Genomic DNA, 20,124 nt, shown 5'->3' on the forward strand with positions numbered 1-20,124 from the left:
CGCCGGCATCAGTCGCCCCCGCCGACGGCGCCCTTCGGGGGAGCAGCGAAGTTTGCTTCCCCTGTCTACCTTCCGGTGGAATACGCCCCCCTCCGTCGGAAGGCCTAGGGCGGTGAAGTCCCCCCAGCTTCACCGCCCGCCTTTTTCTTCAGGCCAGAGTCTCTCACTCGGCTTGCATGCGATTGCGGCTCGCGCCATGTTTAGAGAAGGTTCACTCCCTTGACCGTTGCCGAACGCACGATGCGCCTCCTCATCATCGAAGACGACCGCGAATCCGCCGACTACCTCGTGAAGGCGTTTCGCGAGGTCGGGCACATTGCCGACCACGCCGGCGACGGCGAGGAAGGCCTCGCCATGGCCGAGAACGGCGACTACGACGTGCTGGTGGTCGACCGCATGCTGCCCAAGCGCGACGGCCTGTCGGTGATCGGCGCGCTTCGCGACAAGGATGATTCGACACCGGTGCTGATTCTCTCCGCGCTCGGCCAGGTCGACGACCGCATCAAGGGCCTGCGCGCCGGCGGCGACGACTATCTGCCGAAACCCTATTCCTTCGCCGAGCTGTTGGCCCGGGTCGAGGTGCTGTCGCGCCGCCGCGGAGGTCCGGCCGAGGACACGCTGTACCGGGTCGGCGATCTCGAGCTCGACCGGCTCTCCCACCGCGTCGCGCGCGGCAAGGACGAGCTGACGCTGCAGCCGCGCGAATTCCGCCTGCTCGAATATTTGATGAAGCATGCGGGCCAGGTGGTGACCCGCACCATGCTGCTGGAGAACGTCTGGGACTATCATTTCGATCCGCAGACCAACGTGATCGACGTGCACATTTCACGGTTGCGTTCCAAGATCGACAAGGGTTTTGAGCGGCCGCTGCTGCACACGATCCGCGGCGCGGGATACATGATCCGTGACGGCATTCGGTAAACTCGTCCGCACCACGGCATTCCGGCTGACGCTGGTCTATTTGCTGTTGTTCGCGATGTTCGCGGCCTCGCTGCTGGCCTATTTCGCCTGGAATACGCGGCGGCTGATCACCGAGGAAATCACGCAGACGGTCAATGCCGAGACGTCTGAGATCAACGAGATCTACGGCCGCCGCGGCTTGCGCGCTCTCGTGCTCGCGATCGAGTACCGCGCGCTGCGGCCGGGCGCCAACCTCTATCTGGTGACGACGCCGACCGGCCAGTCGATCGCCGGCAATGTCGGCTCGCTCGCGCCCGGCGTGATGGCGACGCGCGGCTGGTCCGAGACCGCCTACCGGCGGATCGAGGATGCCGACGATCGGGACCATCTTGCGCTCGTCCGCGTCACCGAATTGGAAAACGGCTTCCGGCTTCTGATCGGACGCGATCTGGCCGAGCGGCGACGGCTGTTCGGCATCGTGGCGAAGGCCGCGCAGTGGTCGATCCTGATCGTCGTGGTGCTCGGCCTTGGCGGCGGCATCTTCGTGGCGCGCAGGGTGCTCAGGCGCATCGACGCGATGAGCGGCACCGCCCATCGCATCATGACGGGCGATCTCAGCGAACGCCTGCCTGTGGGGCGCAGCGGCGACGAGCTCGACCGCCTCGCCGAAAACCTCAACGCGATGCTGGAGCGGATCGAGGCGCTGATGGCGGGGCTGAAGGAGGTCTCCGACAACATCGCCCACGACCTCAAGACGCCGCTGACGCGCCTGCGCAACCGCGCCGAGGAGGCGCTGGCGAAATCCGGCGGCGAGGCCGACTACCGCGCCGCGCTGGAGCGGACCATCGAGGAATCGGACGGGCTGATCCGCACCTTCAACGCGCTGCTGATGATCGCGCGCGCCGAGTCCGGGCAGGCGCGCGGCAACATGGATGATTTCGACGCGGCCGACGTCGCCAACGGCATTCACGAGCTCTACGAGCCGCTGGCCGAAGACGATGGCATGACCTTGAAGGTCAGGTGCGAGCCGACCCCGGTCCACGCCAACCGCGAATTGATCAGCCAGGCCCTCGCCAATCTTGTCGAGAATGCGATCAAATACGGCAAGCCGGCCGCGCAGCCGGCGGGAACTGTGGTCAGCATGGAGGGCAGGCAGATCACGATCGAATCGAGGCGCGAGGGCGATCAAGTGCTGCTCAGCGTCACCGATCGCGGTCCCGGCATCCCCGAAGCCGACCGCAAGCATGTGGTGGAACGATTCGTGCGGCTGGAAGCCAGCCGCACGTTGCCTGGATCCGGCCTCGGCCTCAGTCTCGCCTCCGCGGTCGCGACATTGCATGGCGGTGAGTTGAGGTTGGGTGACGCCCAGCCCGGTCTTGTCGCCACGCTGGTGCTGCCGGCGCGCGCGGGGGCTGGCGACAGGGTTGCTCCGCCAATGCAGGATGTGCCACAGAAGGTGGCATGAACCATTCCGCGCCGGGAAACGCGGACAAGCATGGTGAGAGACTTGCCGCGCGCTTTGCGGAGGCTCCCCATATTGCCGCTTCCGTCACCGACCAAGGACGTTTTGAAAGCTGGCTGGCCGAGCTCGAGCCCGCGCAATTCACTCGTCTTGAAGCGCTGCTGGCTCACCGCTTCGCGCGGGACATCCTGGCCGGCATCGCGGAATTCTCGCCTTATCTGTTTGAGCTGCTGCGCGCCGATCCGCAGCGTCTGATCCGGCTGCTGGAATGCGATCCGGATGCGCATCTCGCCACGCTGGTCGCGGAGGCGAACGGCGCGGTGCTCGCGGCATCCGACGAAGCCGAGGTGATGCGGCTGCTGCGCCGCATGAAGGCGGAGGCCGCGCTCCTGATCGCACTGTGCGACATCGGCGGGGTCTGGCCGGTGATGCGGGTGACCGCAGCGCTCACCGATGTCGCAGTGTCCTCGGTGCGGGCGGCGCTTCAATACCTGCTGCGGCAGGAAGCCGCACGCGGCAAGCTCTCGCCGCCCAATCCCGAGGCGCCGGAGGAGGGCTGCGGGCTGATCGTGCTTGCGATGGGCAAGATGGGCGCAGGCGAGCTGAACTATTCCAGCGACATTGATCTCATCGTGTTTTTCGATCCCGACAATACGACGCTCGCCGCCGATATCGAACCCCAGCCATTCTTCGTGAGGGTGACGCAGGGGATGGCACGCATTCTCCAGCAGCGCACCTATGACGGTTACGTCTTCCGCGTCGATCTGCGCCTGCGTCCCGATCCATCCTCGACGCAGGTGGCGATTTCGCGCGACGCCGCGCTGAATTATTACGAGCGGGAAGGGCGCACCTGGGAGCGCGCCGCGATGATCAAGGCGCGCGCCTGCGCCGGCGATCCCAGGGCGGGCGAGGCGCTGCTCGCGGAGATCGCGCCCTTCGTCTGGCGCAAGCATCTCGACTTCGCCGCGCTTGCCGACGTTCACGACATGAAGCGGCAGATGCAGACCTATCGCGGCCAGAGCGAGGTCGCGGTCGAAGGCCATAACGTGAAGGTCGGGCGCGGCGGAATCCGCGAGATCGAGTTCTTCGCCCAGACCCAGCAATTGATCGCCGGCGGCCGGCATCCCGAACTGCGAGTGCGGCCGACGCTCGCCGCACTCGGCGTGCTTGCTTCCAGCAACTGGATCACGATTGCGGCGCGTGACGAGCTGACTACGGCGTACCAATTCCTGCGCCGGGTCGAGCATCGCCTCCAGATGATCGCAGACGAGCAGACCCACACACTGCCCGAGGACAAGGAGGCGGTCGAGCGTTTCGCCTGGTTCTTCGGCTATCCGGATCGCGAGGCCTTTGCCCGCGACCTTTTGCGCCAGCTCGAGATCGTCCAGGGCCACTACGAAAAACTGTTCGAGGGCGACGATCCGACCGGCACGGCCAAGCTGCCGGCGCTCGACTACGGTGCGGGTCCCGACGATCCGCGGCTGCTTCAGTATCTGGCCACGCTCGGCTTCAAGAAGCCTGCCGCCGTCGCGCAGACCGTGCGTGACTGGATCACCGGCGAGTACCGCGTGTTCCGCGTTGAGGCGACGCGAAACGCATTCGTCGAATTCGTGCCGGCCCTGATCGACGGTCTCGCTCATGCCGAGGAGCCGGATCGAGCCGTCGTGGCGTTCGACCATTTCCTTGGAGCGCTTCAGCGCGGCGGCCGGCTGATCACGCTGCTCGGCCAGAATCGCGATCTCGTTGCGCTCGTGGCCCTGGTGCTGGGCGCGGCGCCCCGGCTCGGCGAGATGCTGGCGCGGCAGCCGCAGCTCATGGACGGCCTGATCGATCCGCGCTTCTTCGGCGCCATGCCCGACCGGCAGGAGTTGTCGGGGCGGCTCGCGACCACCGTGCAGGATGCCGGCTCTTACGAAGAGTTCCTCGACCGCCTGCGCCTGTTCGGGCAGGAGAGCCTGTTCCTGATCGGCACGCGCATTCTCTCCGGCACCGTCTCGGCGCAGCAGGCGAGCACGGCCTTTGCCGACGTCGCCGAGGGCATCGTCCATACCGTGCATGGTCTCGTCGCCGACCGCTTCGCCGCCCAGCATGGCCGGATCGAGGGGCAGGAGAGCGCAATCATCGCGATGGGCCGGCTCGGCAGCCGCGAGATGACCGCGTCATCCGATCTCGACCTGATCCTGCTGTACGATTTCGACAGCGACAATCCGGACTCCGACGGTGCGAAGTCACTGCAAGGTGCGCATTACTTCGCCCGCTTCACCCAGCGCCTGATCAGCGCGTTCACGACGCGCACCAATTACGGGGTGCTTTACGAAATCGACATGCGGCTGCGCCCCTCGGGGCGTGCCGGCCCTGTGGCCTCGAGCCTCGTCTCGTTCGCGGACTACCAGGCCAACGAGGCCTGGACCTGGGAGCACATGGCGCTGACGCGCGCGCGCGTCGTGTCGGCTTCGCCCGAATTCCGGGAGCGGATCGAACACGTCATCCGCGATGTCCTGACCCGTCGCCGCGATCCCGCAATCATCGCCAACGACGTTGCCGACATGCGGCGTGCGATTGCCCAGGAGAAGGGCGAGGCCGATTGCTGGGATCTCAAATATGCAGCCGGCGGCATGGTCGACATCGACTTCATCGCGCAATATCTCCAGCTCGTGCATGCTCACGAGAAACCGGAGATTCTCGACGTCGGCACCACGCAGGTGCTGGACAATGCATGCAGGCTCGGCGTGCTCGCGCAATCGGAGACCGAGATATTGCGTGCCGCGGCGCGGCTCTATCACGACCTGACGCAGATCCTGCGGCTCTGCGTCAGCGACCGGTTCAAGCCGGAAACCGCCGGCACCGACCTCTTGCGCGTGATGGCACGCGCCGGCGACGCGCCGCATTTCTCCTCGCTGGAGGCGCGCGTGAAGGAGACGCAGAGCGAGGTGCGGCGTGTCTTCAGGGCGCTGCTGGAAGGGACGTCGTCGGCTTCAGCGAGGTGAGCGCCTCCCGCACATTCGGCTCCAGGCCCGCGCCGCCGGCGTCGAGATGGGCGAAGATCGCGCGCTTCATCCGCGGATCCCAGAACTTCTTGATGTGGTCGGCGATCCCCGGCACGGCCCTGTCGTGGCCCTGGCTCCGAAAGAACGTGCCGATCTGGTTGGCCATGTAGATCACGCGGTCAGGCGACATCGGCAACCTCCGTGGCATGACAGGCGACAACCCGGCCGCCATGCGAAAACACTTCGAACCCGTCCTGGCGGGCAATGGCAATCAGCGTGATGCCGGCGGCCTCCGCGGTGCGCACCGCAAGCGCGGTCGGCGCAGAGATGGCGACCATCACCGGCGCGCCGATGGCGGCGGTCTTCTGCACCATCTCGATCGAGACGCGGCTCGTCAGCAGCACGATGCCGCCGCTTGCAGCCGTGCGGCTGCGCGCCAGCGAACCGGCGAGCTTGTCGAGCGCGTTGTGGCGGCCGACATCCTCGCGCAGCGCGACGATACCGCCGGCAGGCGTCCAGAACGCGGCGGCGTGAACGGCGCGGGTTTGCAAATTTATTGATTGCAGCGGTGCGATGGTCTGCATCGCCGCCATCACCTGCTCGGGCGTAAACATCTGTCCCTGCGGCACGACGGCCGCAGGCCGCACAGCTTCGGCAATCGAGTCGATGCCGCAAATGCCGCAACCGGTCGGGCCGGCGATGTGGCGGCGGCGCTCGCTGATTCGCGCGGCATTTTCCGGTGCCAGCCACATGCGCAGCTCGATGCCGTCGTCGAGGCGGACTATTTCGAGCGACTTGACGTCATCGACGGATCTGATGATGCCTTCGTCCAGGCTGAAGCCGACCGCGAAATCTTCGAGGTTCTGCGGCGTCCCCATCATGACGGCGTAGGTGCCGCCATTGTAGGTCAGCGCCAGCGGCGTCTCCTCCGGAATCAGCCGCGCTCCTTCGGACGCGACACCGTTGCGCCAGATCTCGCGGTCGATGGCCTGGACCGGTACGTGCATGCCGCTACTCCGCGGCCTCGGCCGGCGCGATACGGCGGGAATGCCGCGCCTGTGCGTCGTAGGCCTTCTGCCAGTCGGACGGGCCGTTCGACGGCGAGATCTGCACCGCCGTGACCTTGTATTCGGGGCAGTTGGTTGCCCAGTCCGAAAAGTCGGTCGTGATGACGTTGGCCTGCGTGTCCGGATGGTGGAAGGTGGTGTAGACGACGCCCGGCGCGACGCGATCGGTGATCTCCGCACGCAGCGTGGTCTCGCCGGCGCGGCTCTTCAGCCGCACCCAGTCCCCGTCGCGCACGCCGCGCTGTTCGGCATCGTGCGGATGGATCTCCAGCCGATCCTCGGCATGCCAGACTACGTTCTCGGTGCGCCGGGTTTGCGCGCCGACATTATACTGGCTGAGGATGCGGCCTGTGGTGAGCAGCAGCGGATAGCGCGGGCCGGTGCGTTCGTCGGTCGCGACATATTCGGTCACGACGAACTTGCCCTTGCCGCGGACGAAGCCGTCGATATGCATCACCGGCGTGCCCTCGGGCGCCTTGTCGTTGCAGGGCCACTGCACCGAGCCGAGCTCGTCGAGCTTGGCATAGGAGACGCCGGCGAAGGTCGGGGTCAGCGCCGCGATCTCGTCCATGATCTCGGAAGGATGGCTGTAGGTCATCTCGAAGCCCATGGCCCTGGCGAGGCCGATGGTGACCTCCCAGTCGGCAAGCCCGTTCTTCGGCGTCATCACCTTGCGGACCCGCTGGATGCGGCGCTCGGCGTTCGTGAAGGTGCCGTCCTTCTCGAGGAAGCTCGAGCCCGGCAGGAACACGTGGGCGTAGTTCGCGGTCTCGTTCAGGAAGAGGTCGTGGACGATGACGCATTCCATCGCCGAGAGTGCTGCCACCACATGCTTGGTGTTGGGATCGGATTGCAGGATGTCCTCGCCCTGCACGTAAATCCCCATGAACGTGCCTTCGACCGCGGCGTCGAACATGTTGGGAATGCGCAGGCCCGGCTCGGGGTTGAGCTTGACGTTCCACAGCGCTTCGAACTGGTCCCGCACGGCGTCGCCCGAGATGTGGCGATAGCCGGGCAGCTCGTGCGGGAACGAGCCCATGTCGCAGGAGCCCTGCACGTTGTTCTGGCCGCGCAGCGGGTTCACGCCGACACCCGGACGGCCGATATTGCCCGTGGCCATCGCAAGGTTGGCGATCGCGATCACGGTGGTCGAACCCTGGCTGTGCTCGGTCACGCCGAGACCGTAATAGATCGCGCCGTTGCCGCCGGTGGCGTAGACGCGCGCTGCTTCGCGCAGATCCTTCGGATCGACGCCGGTGAGGATGGCAGTGGCTTCCGGGCTGTTGTTCGGCTGGGCGACGAACGCCGCCCATTCCTCGAACTCGCTCCAGTCGCAGCGTTCGCGCACGAAGGTTTCGTCGACGAGGCCTTCGGTGACGATCACATGCGCCAGTGCCGTCATCACCGCAACGTTGGTGCCGGGCATCAGCGGCAGGTGCAGCGCCTTCACATGCGGCGATTCCACCATCTCGGTACGGCGCGGATCGATCACGACCAGCTTGGCGCCCTGGCGCAGCCGCTTCTTCAGGCGGGAGGCGAACACCGGATGGGCCGAAGCGGGGTTGGCACCGATGATGACGACGACGTCGGTGTCCTCGACCGAGTCGAAATCCTGCGTGCCGGCAGAGGTACCGAACGTGGTCGAGAGGCCATAGCCGGTCGGGGAGTGGCAGACGCGGGCGCAAGTGTCGACATTGTTGTTGCCGAAGCCGGCGCGGATCAGCTTCTGCACCAGATAGGTTTCTTCATTTGTGCAGCGGGACGATGTGATGCCGCCGATGGCGTCGCGGCCGTATTTCTTCTGGATGCCGCGCATCCTGTCGGCGGCAAACGAGAAGGCCTCGTCCCACGACACTTCGCGCCAGGGATCCTCGATCCGCTCGCGGATCATCGGGTTGAGGATGCGTTCCTTGTGGTTGGTGTAGCCCCAGGCGAAGCGGCCCTTGACGCAGGAATGGCCGCGATTGGCCTTGCCGTCCTTGTACGGCACCATGCGGACGAGTTCCTCGCCGCGCATCTCGGCCTTGAAGGCGCAGCCGACGCCGCAATAGGCGCAGGTGGTGACGACCGAATGTTCGGGCTGGCCGATCTCGATCACGGATTTCTCGGTCAGCGTCGCTGTCGGGCAGGCCTGCACGCAGGCGCCGCAGGAGACGCATTCGGAGCCGAGGAAGCTCTCGCTCATGCCCGGCGACACGCGGCTGTCGAGGCCGCGGCCGGAGATCGTGAGCGCGAAGGTGCCTTGCACCTCCTCGCAGGCGCGGACGCAGCGCGAGCAGACGATGCACTTGGAGGGATCGTAGGTGAAGTACGGGTTGGACTCGTCCTTTGGCATCCAGGCGGCGTTGATCTCGCCGTGGGATTTCGCGAAGACGTGGTTCTCCCCCTCGTAGCCGTAACGCACGTCGCGAAGGCCCACGGCGCCGGCCATGTCCTGCAACTCGCAATCACCATTGGCACCGCAGGTGAGGCAGTCGAGCGGATGGTCGGAGATGTAGAGCTCCATCACGCCCTTGCGCAGCTTCTTGAGCCGTTCGCTCTGGGTGTGCACGATCAGGCCGGACATGACAGGCGTGGTACAGGACGCCGGCGTGCCGGCGCGGCCTTCGATCTCGACGACGCAAAGGCGGCACGAGCCGAACGCGTCGACCATGTCGGTCGCGCAGAGTTTCGGGATCTGATGGCCGGCGTCCATCGCCGCCCGCATGATCGAGGTGCCCTCGGGCACCGTGACCTGGTTGCCGTCGATGGTCAGCGTCACCATCGTTTCCGATTTCGAGCGCGGCGTACCGAAGTCGATTTCTTCGATCAGAGACATTGTCGTTCTCCTATTCCGCGGCCTGAAGCGTGGTCGGGGCCGGGACGAAATCCTCCCGGAAGTGCCTCAGTGCGCTGAGCACGGGGTAGGGCGTGAAGCCGCCGAGCGCGCAGAGCGAGCCGAATTTCATGGTGTTGCAGAGGTCTTCGACGAGTGCGAGGTTTTCGCTCACGCGCTCGCCCTTGATGATCTTCTCGATGGTCTCGACGCCGCGGGTCGAGCCGATCCGGCACGGCGTGCACTTGCCGCAGGATTCGATGGCGCAGAATTCCATGGCGAAACGCGCCTGCTTGCGCATGTCGACGCTGTCGTCGAACACGACGATACCGCCGTGGCCGATCAGGCCGTCGCGCGCGGCGAAGGCCTCGTAGTCGAACGGCGTGTCGAACAGCGCGCGAGGGAAGTAGGCGCCCAGGGGGCCTCCGACCTGTACCGCGCGGATCGGGCGTCCCGTGAACGTGCCGCCGCCGATGTCGTCGACGAGCTCGCCGAGCGTCACGCCGAAGGCAGTCTCGAACAGCCCGCCGTGGCGGATGTTGCCGGCGAGCTGGATCGGCATCGTACCGCGCGAGCGACCCATGCCGAAATCGGCATAGGCCTTGGCGCCTTCGGCCAGGATGAAGGGGATGGCGGCGAACGACAGCACGTTGTTGATGACGGTCGGCTTGCCGAACAGGCCGTGATGCGCGGGCAGTGGCGGCTTTGCGCGCACGATGCCACGACGGCCTTCTAGGCTTTCCAGCAGCGAGGTCTCTTCGCCGCAAACGTAAGCGCCGGCGCCGACGCGCACCTCGAGATCGAAGCTGTGCGCGGAACCACCGATGTTCGCGCCGAGATAGCCGCCGCGCTTCGCAGCCTGGATGGCCGCGTTCATCGCCTCGACCGCGTGCGGATATTCGCTGCGGATGTAGATGTAACCCTTGGTCGCGCCGACGGTGATGCCGGCGGTCGTCATGCCCTCGATGACGAGGAAGGGATCGCCTTCCATGATCATGCGGTCGGCGAAGGTGCCGCTGTCGCCTTCGTCGGCGTTGCAGACGATGAACTTGCGATCCGCTTTCGCCTGCGCGACCGTCTTCCACTTTATGCCGGTCGGGAAGCCTGCGCCGCCGCGGCCGCGCAGGCCGGACGCCGTCACTTCATTGAGGATGGCTTCCGAGCCGAGCGACAGCGCGCGTTCGAGGCCCTTGTAGCCGCCATGGGCGCGGTAGTCATCGAGCGAGCGCGGGTCGATCACGCCGCAGCGCGCGAAGGTGAGGCGGGTCTGGCGCTTGAGCCAGGGGATCTCGTCGGTGGCCCCGAGCCGCAGTAGATGCGGCGTGTTGCTCGCGAGCGCGTCGAGCAGGGAGGGCACATCGGTCTCGGTCACGGGGCCGAACGCGATCCGGCCCTGCGGTGTCGCGACCTCGACCAGCGGCTCGAGCCAGTACAGGCCGCGCGAGCCGGTCCTGACGATCTCGACGGCAACGCCACGCTTAGCAGCAGCCTGCTCCAGCGCCAGCGCGACCTCGCCGGCGCCGACCGCAAGCGCGCCCGCGTCGCGAGAGACATATAGACGGATGCTCATCGCTGCGCCTCCGCAACGAGCGCATCGATACGCTTTTCATCGAGTCGGCCGATGAGTCGGCCGTCGAGCATCGCGGATGGCGCGGTCGCGCACAATCCGAGGCAGTAGATCGGCTCCAGCGTGACGCGATCATCGGCCGTGGTGCCGCCCAGCAACACGCCGAGCTTCGCCTCGACACGCGTCGCCAGCGCATCGCCACCCGCCGCCTGGCAGGCCTCCGCGCGGCAGAGCTTCAGCACATGGCGGCCGGCCGGCTTGTGGCGGAAGTCATGATAGAACGTGAACACGCCATGCACTTCGGCGCGGGACAAATTGAGCGCCTGCGCCACCATGGGAATGGCTGCCTCCGGCACGTAGCCGAACGCCTCCTGGAGCGCGTGCAGGATCACCAGCGTCGCGCCTTCCTGCTCGCTGTGTTCGGCGATGATCTCGGCGCCGCGCGTCTCGTCCCAAGGTTCAAAAACCGCTGTCATTCTTCGTTCTCAACCAGAGCGTCTGCTGATCTCAAACTATTTGGAATCGTTCGAAGATCAATAAAGCTGTCTCATGCTGCGATTGCGGATTCAGATCGATTTGCGACGGCAATCACTCGATTTGAATTTGCGATTGGAGCCGTCCGCCGGGCGGTTTTTGCGTGTTGGGAGGGGGCGGGCATGCTAGCTTTTATGCCACCACACAATCCGAGGGGATGACCGGTTGCTCGACAAGCTTGAACTGCTGCTGGCGCTGGCGAAGGAGCGGCATTTCGGCCGGGCCGCCGAAATGTGCGGCGTGACGCAACCGACGATGTCGACCGGGCTGAAGCAGCTCGAGGAGATCCTCGGCGTGATGCTGGTCCAGCGCGGCTCCCGCTTCCAGGGTTTTACGCCGGAAGGCGAGCGGGCGTTGGATTGGGCGCGGCGGATCGTCGGCGATGCCCGCGCGATGCGTGACGAGATCAACGGGCTGAAGCATCAGCTCTCCGGCGAGATCCGTATTGCCGCGATCCCCACCGTGCTCGGCATGGTCGCTGCGCTGACGACGCCGTTCCGCGCCAGGCACCCCGAGGTGCGCTTCAGTATCCGCTCCACCACCTCGTCCGAGGTGCTGGGGTTGCTCGAGAATCTCGAGGTGGATGCAGGGCTGACCTATATCGAGAACGAGCCGATCGGCAAGGTGCGCACCATCCCGCTCTACAGCGAGAGCTATCGTCTGCTCACCGCGCCGGATGGAATGTTCGGCGATCGCGAGACGGTGACGTGGAAAGAGGTCGGGCAGGTGCCGCTGTGCCTGCTGACGCCCGACATGCAGAACCGCCGCATCATCGACCGCGCGTTACGTTCGGTCGGCGCCGAGGCGACGCCGACCTTGACGTCGAATTCGCTGCTCGTGCTGTTCACGCATGTGAAGACGGGGCGCTGGGCCAGCGTGATGCCGGCCAAGCTCGCCGAGACGCTCGGCCTGTCCGATACGGTGCGCTCGATCCCGATCACCGATCCCGATGTCAATTACAGCATCGGCATGGTGATCCCGCAGCGTGATCCGATGACGCCGCTGATCGCGGCGCTGGTCAATGTCGCGCGGGAAGTCGCGCCGTCGCTGCAATCGTAGCAATCAGGCCGCGGCCGATATTCCTGACGCCGACTTGATCGCGTCGCGGGGCAGGGTGACGCGCACGACGGTGCCGACCTCCAGCTTGGAGCGCAGCCGCATCGAGCCGCCATGGAGCTGCGCGAGCGAGCGGGCGATCGCCAGCCCCAGTCCCGAGCCATGATAGGTCTTGGTGAGCTGGCTCTCGACCTGCTCGAAGGGGCGGCCGAGCCGCGCCAGTGAATGCGGCGCGATGCCGATGCCGGTGTCGGCAATCATCAGCACGATCCTGTCGTCGAGCTGCCGGCTGCGCACCACGATGCGTCCGCCGTCAGGCGTGAACTTCACGGCGTTGGAGAGCAAATTGACGATGATCTGTTTGGTGGCGCGGCGGTCGGCGACGACGGAGATGGATTTCGCGATGTCGGCGTCGAGCGTCAGGTGCTTGTCCTGCGCGCGGCCGGTGACGACCCGCAGGGATTCCGCCAGAGTCTGCGCGAGGTCGAGCTCTTCCATGTCAAGTTTCATGCGGCCGGCCTCGATCTTGGACATGTCGAGGATGTCGTTGATGACTTCGAGCAGGTAATGCCCGCTGGTCAGGATGTCGTGGCAGTATTCCTGGTACTTCTCCGAGCCGAGCTCGCCGAACATGCCCGAGCCCATGATCTCGGAGAAGCCGATGATCGCGTTCAGCGGCGTGCGCAGCTCGTGGCTCATATTGGCAAGGAATTTCGACTTGGTCTGGTTGGCTTCCTCGGCGCGGGTCTTCTCGCGCTGATATTTCTCGGCGAGATCGGCGAGTTCGCCCGCCTGGCGCTCCAGGGCTGCCTGCGAGCGCTTGAGGTCGATGACGGTGGCGCGCAGGCGTAGATCGTTGTCGACCAGCTTCTGCTCGTGCTCCTTGATGCGGGTGATGTCGGTGCCGACCGAGACGTAGCCGCCGTCCTTGGTGCGGCGCTCGCTGATGTGCAACCAGCTGCCGTCGTCGAGCTGCGCCTCGAAGGTGCGCGCGCCGGGGCCCTGGCTCGCCGTCTCGTTGTGTCGGGTGCGGACTTCGGGCATGCGGCCGACCTCGAGCACGGTCTCGTAGGAGGTGCCGGGGATGACGGCGCTGTCGGGCAGCTTGTGCAGGCGCTGGAAGTGCGAATTGCAGAGCACCAGGCGGTCGCTGGCGTCCCACAGCACGAAGGCTTCGGGAATGGTCTCGATCGCGTCGCGCAGGCGCAAATCGGCTTCGACAGTTCGCTCGGCGAGGCTCTTCTGCTCGGTGATGTCGACGGCGATCCCGATCAGGTGAACGCTGGAGTCCGTCGCGCCGCTGGTCTTTTCGCAGCGGACGCGCAGCCAGATCCAGTGGCCGTCGACATGCTGCATGCGGAAGGTCTGGTCGATGTGGTCGATCTTCTCGGAGATGAGCTGGTCGGCGATCTCGAACAGGTCGATGTCGTCGGACTTCACCAGCGCGTTGACCTCGCCGAAGGTGAGGAGCTCGTTGCGGCCGTCGAGGCCGAGCATGGAAAACATCGACTGTGACCAGAAGATGCGGCCGCGCGACAGGTCCCAGTCCCACAGCCCGCAGCGGCCGCGGTTGAGCGCGGTGTCGATCCGGCCGCGCACGGCGTCGTTGATCAGGTCGCCCTCGCGGGCACGGGTGGACTGCCAGTGGAAGGCGAAGCCGAGGATCAGGACGACGAAGCCGGTGGTGGCCGACAGCGTGACCGACAGCGCGGCGTCCGAGCCCCAGATCGGCTCGTTGCGCTCCTGGATCACGGTGACGAAGCCGGGCAGCGACTTGATCTGCCGCGAGGTCGCCATCGCGGCGTTGCCATTCGGCAGCGTCATGTCGGAGATGTTGCCGTCGCGCGGCGGCGCCGCCAGCAGTTGCGCCGTCGTGATTGCGTCGAGCAGGCGGTCGTTGCCCGAGGGATCGCTGTCGACCGGGATGCGGGCGAGGATGCGGCGGTCGAGTCCGGCCGAGGTGACGATGACGTGCCGGCCCGAGGCGGTGCCCCAGGATGGAATGAGGTCAGGCAGCAGCGCCGGCAGGCTCTCGATGTTCTTCAGCCGCTCCTGTCGCGCGGAGGTGAGGCGGTCGATGCGCTCGGCGAGCAGGTCGGCGAGCGCCGAGATGTCGTGGCGGATCACCAGACGCTTCTGGCGCGTCTGGTCGACGACCTGCACGAACGCGCCGAGGCAGATCGTGATCAGGAACGCGATGATGAGCGTCGGCACGGCACGGCGCAGCGCAGGCTCCGCGATCAGGAGCCGATGATAGGCAGGTTTCGCGATCGATTGCGCCAATCCTTTGATCGAATCGGATTGGACGCACGCGTTCGCGGCGTCTGCACGCGACATGCCTAAAGCCCCCTGGAACCTGCTTGCAACTTGATTTTGGAAGCAGCCCCACATCGCTTCCGAATCATGGTCGATTTGAATCCAGATTTCGCGGGCTGTCGAGAGTCAACGAATCGTTAACGCGAATTTATTCTTATCCAACGCGCAGTTTGTGCGTCGCGCGTCCGCAAACTTACGTGCGCGGCGAGTCCGAAACGAGAACGTGTGACTCCTCGCACATTCTCTGTCACGCACGCGGCGGTTCGGCATGACTGATGACGCGCTTCACGCTCGGGAACGCGCGCCGCAACGCGCGCTCGATCGCGTCGACATGTTCGTGCACCCTGATCACGCTCATCGACGGCTCGGCGCGGCAGTGGAAGTTGACGATTTCGCCGGCGTCGGTGTTGCGGACGCGGACATTGTGGATGTCGTGGATCTCGCCGCCGGCGGCATACTCTGTCAGGGCGGCGGCGATGGCCTGCACCCGTTCCGACGCGGCATCGACCCCGAACGGCAGTTCCGGTTCCAGCGGCTCGATGTGGACGTCGACTTCGACGTCCGCGCCGAACTCTTCCTGGATGTTGCGTTCCAGCGTGTTGGCGACCTCATGGGCGGCGTCGAGCTGCATCCCGGCGTCGACCTCGAGGTCGATGCTGACGATCAGCTTGGCGCCGAGATCGTGCACGGTGACGTGGTGGATGGCGAGGCCCGAATTGTGGGCGATGACCATGATGCGGTCGCGCACGGTCTCGTTGTCGCGCGCCACGGGGACTGCGGTGAAGGTGAGGTCAGTATCGCCGAAGGCCTTCTCGACGGCTGCTTGCGCGTTGCGCTTGATGTCCTCGACCCGGTCGATGGGGTAAGTCCGCGGCACCTTTGCGATCGTGTCGATAAACGTGGTGGCACCGACCATGCGCACGCGGAGCCGCTCGATGTCGATCACACCCGGTACGCTGCGGATCGCCGCCGTGGCCGTCTCATGCGCGCCTTCCGGGGCGCGGTCCACCAGCGTCTGCACGGTCGAGCCGGCCATGCGTAGGCCGAGCAGGGCGATCATCACGGCCACCGCGGCGGCGGCAGCCGCGTCGCCCCACCAGAAGCCGAGACCGGCGAGGATCAGGCCCACGATCACGGCGAACGAACCCATCACGTCGGAGGCGAAATGCAGCGCATCGGCGGCGAGCGCCTGGCTCCTGGTCTCCCGTGCGGCACGGTGCAGGGCACGGGCGCGCCAGAAATTGACGGCGATGTCGATCACCAGCACGACGAAAGGGACGGCGGAGATCGTCGGCGGCGCAACTCCCTCTCGGAGATGGCTGTAGGACTGGACCAGGATTCCGCCGGCGAGCACGTAGAGCAGGGCGGTCACGCCCAATGCCGAGACACTTTCGAGTTTGCCGTGGCCGTAATGATGCTCTTCATCCGCCGGCTTGTCGGACACCCGCACCACCGCCCAGGTGATGATGGTGGCGACCAGGTCGATCGAGGAATGCAGCGCCTCGGAAATCAGCGCTAGCGAGCCGATCGCGATCCCGACCGCAAACTTCGCCGCCGCCATGCCGCCACTGGCGAAGATCGAGATCGCTGCGACCGAGGTCTTGTTGTGTTGGGAGCTCATGGCGGGGGATTTAGCAGGCCACAGGTGAACATCAAGCGACGATCCACAGGCGTAGACGCTAGTGAGTTGCAGGAGCGGGATCCCCCGGTTTGGTAGGGTGGGCAACGGCGCGGAGCGCCGCGCCCACCATCTTTCGGGGACGCTGACGCATGGTGGGCACGCTTCGCTTTGCCCACCCTACTAGACCTAGGTCTTTGGCCTCAGGAATGTTACGGCACCGTCACGACGATCTTGCCGAGATGCTTGTTGGCCTCCATGTGCTCGAATGCCTTGTCGATGTCGTCGAAGGCAAACACCTTGTCGATCGACAGCTGCAGTTTTCGCGACTCGACCGCGCCCCAGATGTCCTTCTTGACCTCGTCGAAGATCTCGCGGACCTCCTCGATGGTGCGGGTGCGGAAGGTGACGCCGACATAGTCGATGCGGCGGGCCGCGTGCAGGTCGAAGTTGAAATCGGCATGGGTGCCGCCGAGCCGGCCGACATTGACGATTCGACCCTTGACCTTGGTCGCCGCGAGGTTCTGGTTGGCGACCTTGCCCGAGACCTGGTCGACGATGAGGTCGACACCTTCGCCGTTCGTCGCCTTCAGCACCTCGTCGATCCATGAGGGGTCGGAGGAGTCGACCGCGAGGTCGGCGCCATACTCCTTCAGTCGGCCGCGGCGGGCGGCATCGGTCGAGGAGCCGATCACGAGTCTCCCGCCCTTGAGCTTCGCAATCTGCATCGCCATCAGGCCGACGCCGGAGCTTGCGCCCTGGATCAGCACGGCCTGCCCGGGCTGCACGCCGCCGATGGTGACGACGGCGTTGTGCATGGTCGCGAGCGCGACGGGCAGGGTGGCGGCTTCCTCGAAGTTCATGTTCGAGGGCGCGCGGAACAGCCGGCCGTGATCGGCCAGCGTATATTCGGCAAACGCCGCGCCGCCCGAGCCCATGATGCGGTCGCCGACCTTGACGCCCTTGGCATCCGGTCCGAGTGCGGCGACCTCGCCGGCCCATTCCATGCCGAGCACGGTGCCGGCGCCGCCGGCCGCGCCATGGGCGTGGCCCTTGCGCATGCCGGTGTCGGCGCGATTGAGTCCACAGGCGCGGACCCGGACCAGCACCTGCGTGCCTTCAGGCTTTGGTTGAGCGACGTCGGAAATTGTAGCGCCGCCAGGGCCGTAGACATAAGCCTTCATGTATTGCTCTCGCTTCTTGCAGTGATTATTCCGCAGCCTGCGCTGTAGGATGAACGATCATGCCTTCGAGCCGGCTGCGGATGATGGCCTCGGCTTCGCGCACGATGCGGGAGATCAGCTCGGCGCAGGTCGGGATGTCCTGGATCAGGCCCTGGACCTGGCCCGCTGACCAGATGCCTTCATCCGAGTTGCCGGTCGCGTAGACCATCTTGCCGCGGGCGCCCGCGACGAGCTCGCGGATATCCTCGAACTTGGCGCCTTCCTTCTCCATCGCAACGACCTTGGTCGAGATCTCGTTCCTGGCGACGCGGGAGGTGTTGCGCATGGTGCGGAAGATCAGCTCGGTCTCGCGCTCGTCATTGGCGACGATCTTCTCCTTGATGAGCTGATGAATGGGGCTCTCTTTGGTCGCCATGAAGCGCGTGCCCATGTTGATGCCTTCGGCGCCCAGCGCCAGTGCGGCGACGAGGCCGCGGGCGTCGGCAAAGCCGCCGGAGGCGATCATCGGGATCTTGATCTTGTTGGCGGCGGCCGGGATCAGGATCAGGCCGGGGGTGTCGTCCTCGCCTGGATGACCGGCGCATTCGAACCCGTCGATCGAGATGGCGTCGACGCCCATACGCTCGGCCGAGAGCCCGTGACGGACGCTGGTGCATTTGTGCACGACCTTGACGCCGTGCTTCCTGAACTCGTCGACGTGCTCCTGCGGCTTGTTGCCGGCAGTTTCGACCACCTTGATGCCGCTCTCGATGATAGCGGCGCGATATTCGGCATAAGGCGGCGGCTTGATCGCGGGCAGGATGGTGAGGTTGACGCCAAACGGCTTGTCGGTGAGATCGCGGCAGCGGGCGATCTCCTTCCTGAGGTCCTCCGGTGTCGGCTGGGTCAGCGCCGTGATGAAGCCGAGCGCTCCGGCATTGGCGACGGCGGCGACCAGCTCGGCGCGCCCGACCCATTGCATGCCGCCCTGGACGATCGGGTGCTCGACACCGACGAGCTTGGTGAACCGTGTCTGCAGCATGGTCTGTTTCCTCCGCCTGTGTGGCGCTCTGTTATCGTTTGATGGCGGCAGGATGCCGCCCGGGTCGGGAAAAGTCTATTGGAAGGGCGTGCGGTGGAGGCGGGGCGATCATGCGGGGAGCGGGGGGATTCCGTGAGGCGGATAATTGAGGTGGTAGCACCGGGTGGCGCGAGGGTTTTTGTGCGCCGCTGCTTCAACACCGAGGGAGGATGAGGAGCTTTCGGAGACCATCAACTTGCATTTTCTCGCAAGGCACGCCTCCGCCCTCTCGCGGCGCATTCGCCCGAGCTTTGCCCGATCGCATCGCCCTCGTCGTAACAAGGGCGCAGGGAAGGCCGAGCGCCGGCTGGCACCCGCAGATCCGTGCACGATAGAAATGCACACGGGGTGGACCACAGGTTCGCCGGATCGCCCGGCCTTCCCTGCGCGATGGTTTTAACGTGTCCTTCGTGCTCTCCCCGGGGAGCGATGCACTATTGCCCCCGTCGCCCCGCAGATGACTGATGCGCGCGCCCCGGTTGGACCGCCACATTACCACAGGACTTGACGCACAGACCCCGGGCGTCAGGACCACACGACTTGTTCGTCCGCGCACGTCCTCGCTGGGACTTCGGGAGCTGGCGTGTGCTCGCACCCGAAACCATGCGAAGACGCTGTCGGCGCCGTGTCGTAGACGCGAAAGCCTTTGCTCACGGTTTCCCGCCCTGCAAGGCTCGCCGCGCCCGACGCCGTCGCGTCCATCGCTGCCCAACCCGCGGTTCGTGACGATCGCGATCCGCCCCTTGTCCCGGGTCAGGGTATCGCTCACGTACGACAAATCCGAATTTCGATAAAGTAGAATATTTTGGCGAGCCGGGATTGACACGCGACGCGGGAATTTGCGCGGGTGTTTTGCCCGACGGGCAAGACGGCTTCAGCTACTCCGCCGACAGCCGCACCATCTGGCGGCCGCCGTTCATTTCCTTGAGGCTGTTGACGAAGTTTTCCGGGCGCTGCCAGCGGTTGGGGACCTTCAATCCCATGTACTCGGCGATGTCGCCGATGAAGCCGGTGCAATTGGTGGTCTCGGCATTCCAGACCGGCGAGCTCGCCTGCAATTTCTTGATATAGGCAAACACGCGCTTGGCGTCCGCTTCGTTCAAATAGACGCGGTAGTTCGCGGTCAGGTAATCGGGGTCTAGATCGCCGTAGCTCGCGCCGGTCTCCGCCGGCACCCAGGTGAGGTGACCGAGCACATAGGCCCAAGTGTCGCCGGCCGGCGTGAGCCCTGCCACTTCGACGGCGCGCTCGCTGGTCTTGCCGTACCAGACGAAGGCGTGACCCCAGCTCGCGGCCGTGCGGGCTCGGAAATCGACGTAGTACGGGCCTTTCTCCGCGCGCGCGACTGCGCGCCGCGTCGTTTGCGGCGCCGGCCGTGATACGGCGTCGGTCGTGGCAAGCGCGTTTGCGTCAGCAACGCGCTTGTTCGCTTCGTGGGCCGAGGCCGAGGGTGTCGTGCACGCGAGCATGGCCGCGAGCGCGAATCCCGCAAGGATGCAGGGTCCCGATCGATCAGGTTTGTTCGTCACGCTATGCCCCTCGAATGTCGGCCACTCAC

14 protein-coding genes are annotated in these 20,124 nt (G+C 65.7%); 4 read left to right on the plus strand and 10 right to left on the minus strand.

Annotated features, from left to right (window positions below; all coding sequences use genetic code 11):
- The first annotated feature begins 240 nt into the window (after nucleotides 1-240).
- The 3 genes from N551_RS0124390 to N551_RS0124400 are packed head-to-tail and all read left to right on the plus strand — an operon-like array spanning nucleotide 241 to nucleotide 5,349.
- The gene (locus tag N551_RS0124390) at nucleotides 241-921 is read left to right on the plus strand and encodes a response regulator transcription factor (protein WP_035963061.1); all 681 of its coding nucleotides are present in this window, start codon (nucleotides 241-243) and stop codon (nucleotides 919-921) included.
- Nucleotides 905-2,365 (plus strand): ATP-binding protein, encoded by a 1,461-nt coding sequence (locus tag N551_RS0124395; protein ID WP_027569126.1) that lies wholly within the window; start codon nucleotides 905-907, stop codon nucleotides 2,363-2,365. Before N551_RS0124390 ends, N551_RS0124395 begins: the two co-directional genes overlap by 17 nt.
- Nucleotides 2,362-5,349 carry a bifunctional [glutamine synthetase] adenylyltransferase/[glutamine synthetase]-adenylyl-L-tyrosine phosphorylase gene (locus N551_RS0124400; RefSeq protein WP_027569127.1) on the plus strand — a complete coding sequence of 996 codons (2,988 nt, stop codon included), beginning with the start codon at nucleotides 2,362-2,364 and terminating at the stop codon, nucleotides 5,347-5,349. The genes N551_RS0124395 and N551_RS0124400 overlap by 4 nt, the downstream gene beginning before the upstream one ends.
- On the opposite strand, the gene N551_RS0124405 is transcribed toward N551_RS0124400, so the two are convergent.
- From N551_RS0124405 to N551_RS0124425, 5 genes are read right to left on the minus strand one after another with little or no spacing between them, the layout of a single operon-like run.
- On the minus strand, nucleotides 5,306-5,539 hold the full coding sequence (locus N551_RS0124405; protein ID WP_027569128.1) for a formate dehydrogenase subunit delta: 234 nt from the start codon (nucleotides 5,537-5,539) through the stop codon (nucleotides 5,306-5,308). The genes N551_RS0124400 and N551_RS0124405 overlap by 44 nt on opposite strands.
- Entirely contained in the window at nucleotides 5,529-6,356 is an 828-nt protein-coding gene (gene fdhD, locus N551_RS0124410) for a formate dehydrogenase accessory sulfurtransferase FdhD (RefSeq protein ID WP_027569129.1), read from the minus strand. The genes N551_RS0124405 and fdhD overlap by 11 nt, the downstream gene beginning before the upstream one ends.
- Before the next feature lie 4 nt (nucleotides 6,357-6,360).
- On the minus strand, nucleotides 6,361-9,234 hold the full coding sequence (gene fdhF, locus N551_RS0124415; protein ID WP_027569130.1) for a formate dehydrogenase subunit alpha: 2,874 nt from the start codon (nucleotides 9,232-9,234) through the stop codon (nucleotides 6,361-6,363).
- Nucleotides 9,235-9,244: 10 nt separating this feature from the next.
- Nucleotides 9,245-10,801, minus strand: coding sequence for an NADH-quinone oxidoreductase subunit NuoF (locus N551_RS0124420; RefSeq protein ID WP_027569131.1), 1,557 nt, complete (start codon nucleotides 10,799-10,801; stop codon nucleotides 9,245-9,247).
- Nucleotides 10,798-11,274 (minus strand): formate dehydrogenase subunit gamma, encoded by a 477-nt coding sequence (locus N551_RS0124425; protein WP_027569132.1) that lies wholly within the window; start codon nucleotides 11,272-11,274, stop codon nucleotides 10,798-10,800. Before N551_RS0124425 ends, N551_RS0124420 begins: the two co-directional genes overlap by 4 nt.
- 223 nt (nucleotides 11,275-11,497) lie before the next feature.
- Between N551_RS0124425 and N551_RS0124430 the strand changes: the two genes are divergently transcribed.
- The gene (locus N551_RS0124430; protein WP_027569133.1) at nucleotides 11,498-12,391 is read left to right on the plus strand and encodes a LysR family transcriptional regulator; all 894 of its coding nucleotides are present in this window, start codon (nucleotides 11,498-11,500) and stop codon (nucleotides 12,389-12,391) included.
- A gap of 3 nt (nucleotides 12,392-12,394) precedes the next feature.
- On the opposite strand, the gene N551_RS0124435 is transcribed toward N551_RS0124430, so the two are convergent.
- The 5 genes from N551_RS0124435 to N551_RS0124455 form a co-directional block, all read right to left on the minus strand.
- Nucleotides 12,395-14,725 (minus strand): PAS domain-containing sensor histidine kinase, encoded by a 2,331-nt coding sequence (locus tag N551_RS0124435; protein ID WP_027569134.1) that lies wholly within the window; start codon nucleotides 14,723-14,725, stop codon nucleotides 12,395-12,397.
- A 226-nt stretch (nucleotides 14,726-14,951) separates the two neighbouring features.
- Nucleotides 14,952-16,325 (minus strand): cation-efflux pump, encoded by a 1,374-nt coding sequence (locus N551_RS0124440; protein ID WP_027569135.1) that lies wholly within the window; start codon nucleotides 16,323-16,325, stop codon nucleotides 14,952-14,954.
- 209 nt (nucleotides 16,326-16,534) lie between these two features.
- Nucleotides 16,535-17,506 carry a zinc-binding dehydrogenase gene (locus N551_RS0124445; RefSeq protein WP_027569136.1) on the minus strand — a complete coding sequence of 324 codons (972 nt, stop codon included), beginning with the start codon at nucleotides 17,504-17,506 and terminating at the stop codon, nucleotides 16,535-16,537.
- A 25-nt stretch (nucleotides 17,507-17,531) separates the two neighbouring features.
- Complete coding sequence (locus tag N551_RS0124450) at nucleotides 17,532-18,527, minus strand: nitronate monooxygenase family protein (RefSeq protein WP_007593350.1); 996 nt, start codon at nucleotides 18,525-18,527, stop codon at nucleotides 17,532-17,534.
- Between the two features lie 917 nt (nucleotides 18,528-19,444).
- A complete protein-coding gene (locus N551_RS0124455; protein WP_027569137.1) occupies nucleotides 19,445-20,095 on the minus strand; it encodes a hypothetical protein in 651 nt (216 codons plus the stop codon).
- Between the last annotated feature and the right edge of the window lie 29 nt (nucleotides 20,096-20,124).

This window comes from Bradyrhizobium sp. URHA0013 (genome assembly GCF_000518345.1).
In the GTDB taxonomy this organism is placed as follows: domain Bacteria; phylum Pseudomonadota; class Alphaproteobacteria; order Rhizobiales; family Xanthobacteraceae; genus Bradyrhizobium.

Bases quoted from the DNA above. Each gene is read 5' to 3' on its own strand.
- N551_RS0124390 (WP_035963061.1), top strand. From the start codon at position 241: ATGCGCCTCCTCATCATCGAAGACGACCGCGAATCCGCCGACTACCTC.
- N551_RS0124400 (WP_027569127.1), top strand. From the start codon at position 2,362: ATGAACCATTCCGCGCCGGGAAACGCGGACAAGCATGGTGAGAGACTT.
- N551_RS0124405 (WP_027569128.1), bottom strand. From the start codon at position 5,539: ATGTCGCCTGACCGCGTGATCTACATGGCCAACCAGATCGGCACGTTC.
- fdhD (WP_027569129.1), bottom strand. From the start codon at position 6,356: ATGCACGTACCGGTCCAGGCCATCGACCGCGAGATCTGGCGCAACGGT.
- fdhF (WP_027569130.1), bottom strand. From the start codon at position 9,234: ATGTCTCTGATCGAAGAAATCGACTTCGGTACGCCGCGCTCGAAATCG.
- N551_RS0124420 (WP_027569131.1), bottom strand. From the start codon at position 10,801: ATGAGCATCCGTCTATATGTCTCTCGCGACGCGGGCGCGCTTGCGGTC.
- N551_RS0124425 (WP_027569132.1), bottom strand. From the start codon at position 11,274: ATGACAGCGGTTTTTGAACCTTGGGACGAGACGCGCGGCGCCGAGATC.
- N551_RS0124435 (WP_027569134.1), bottom strand. From the start codon at position 14,725: ATGTCGCGTGCAGACGCCGCGAACGCGTGCGTCCAATCCGATTCGATC.
- N551_RS0124440 (WP_027569135.1), bottom strand. From the start codon at position 16,325: ATGAGCTCCCAACACAACAAGACCTCGGTCGCAGCGATCTCGATCTTC.
- N551_RS0124445 (WP_027569136.1), bottom strand. From the start codon at position 17,506: ATGAAGGCTTATGTCTACGGCCCTGGCGGCGCTACAATTTCCGACGTC.
- N551_RS0124450 (WP_007593350.1), bottom strand. From the start codon at position 18,527: ATGCTGCAGACACGGTTCACCAAGCTCGTCGGTGTCGAGCACCCGATC.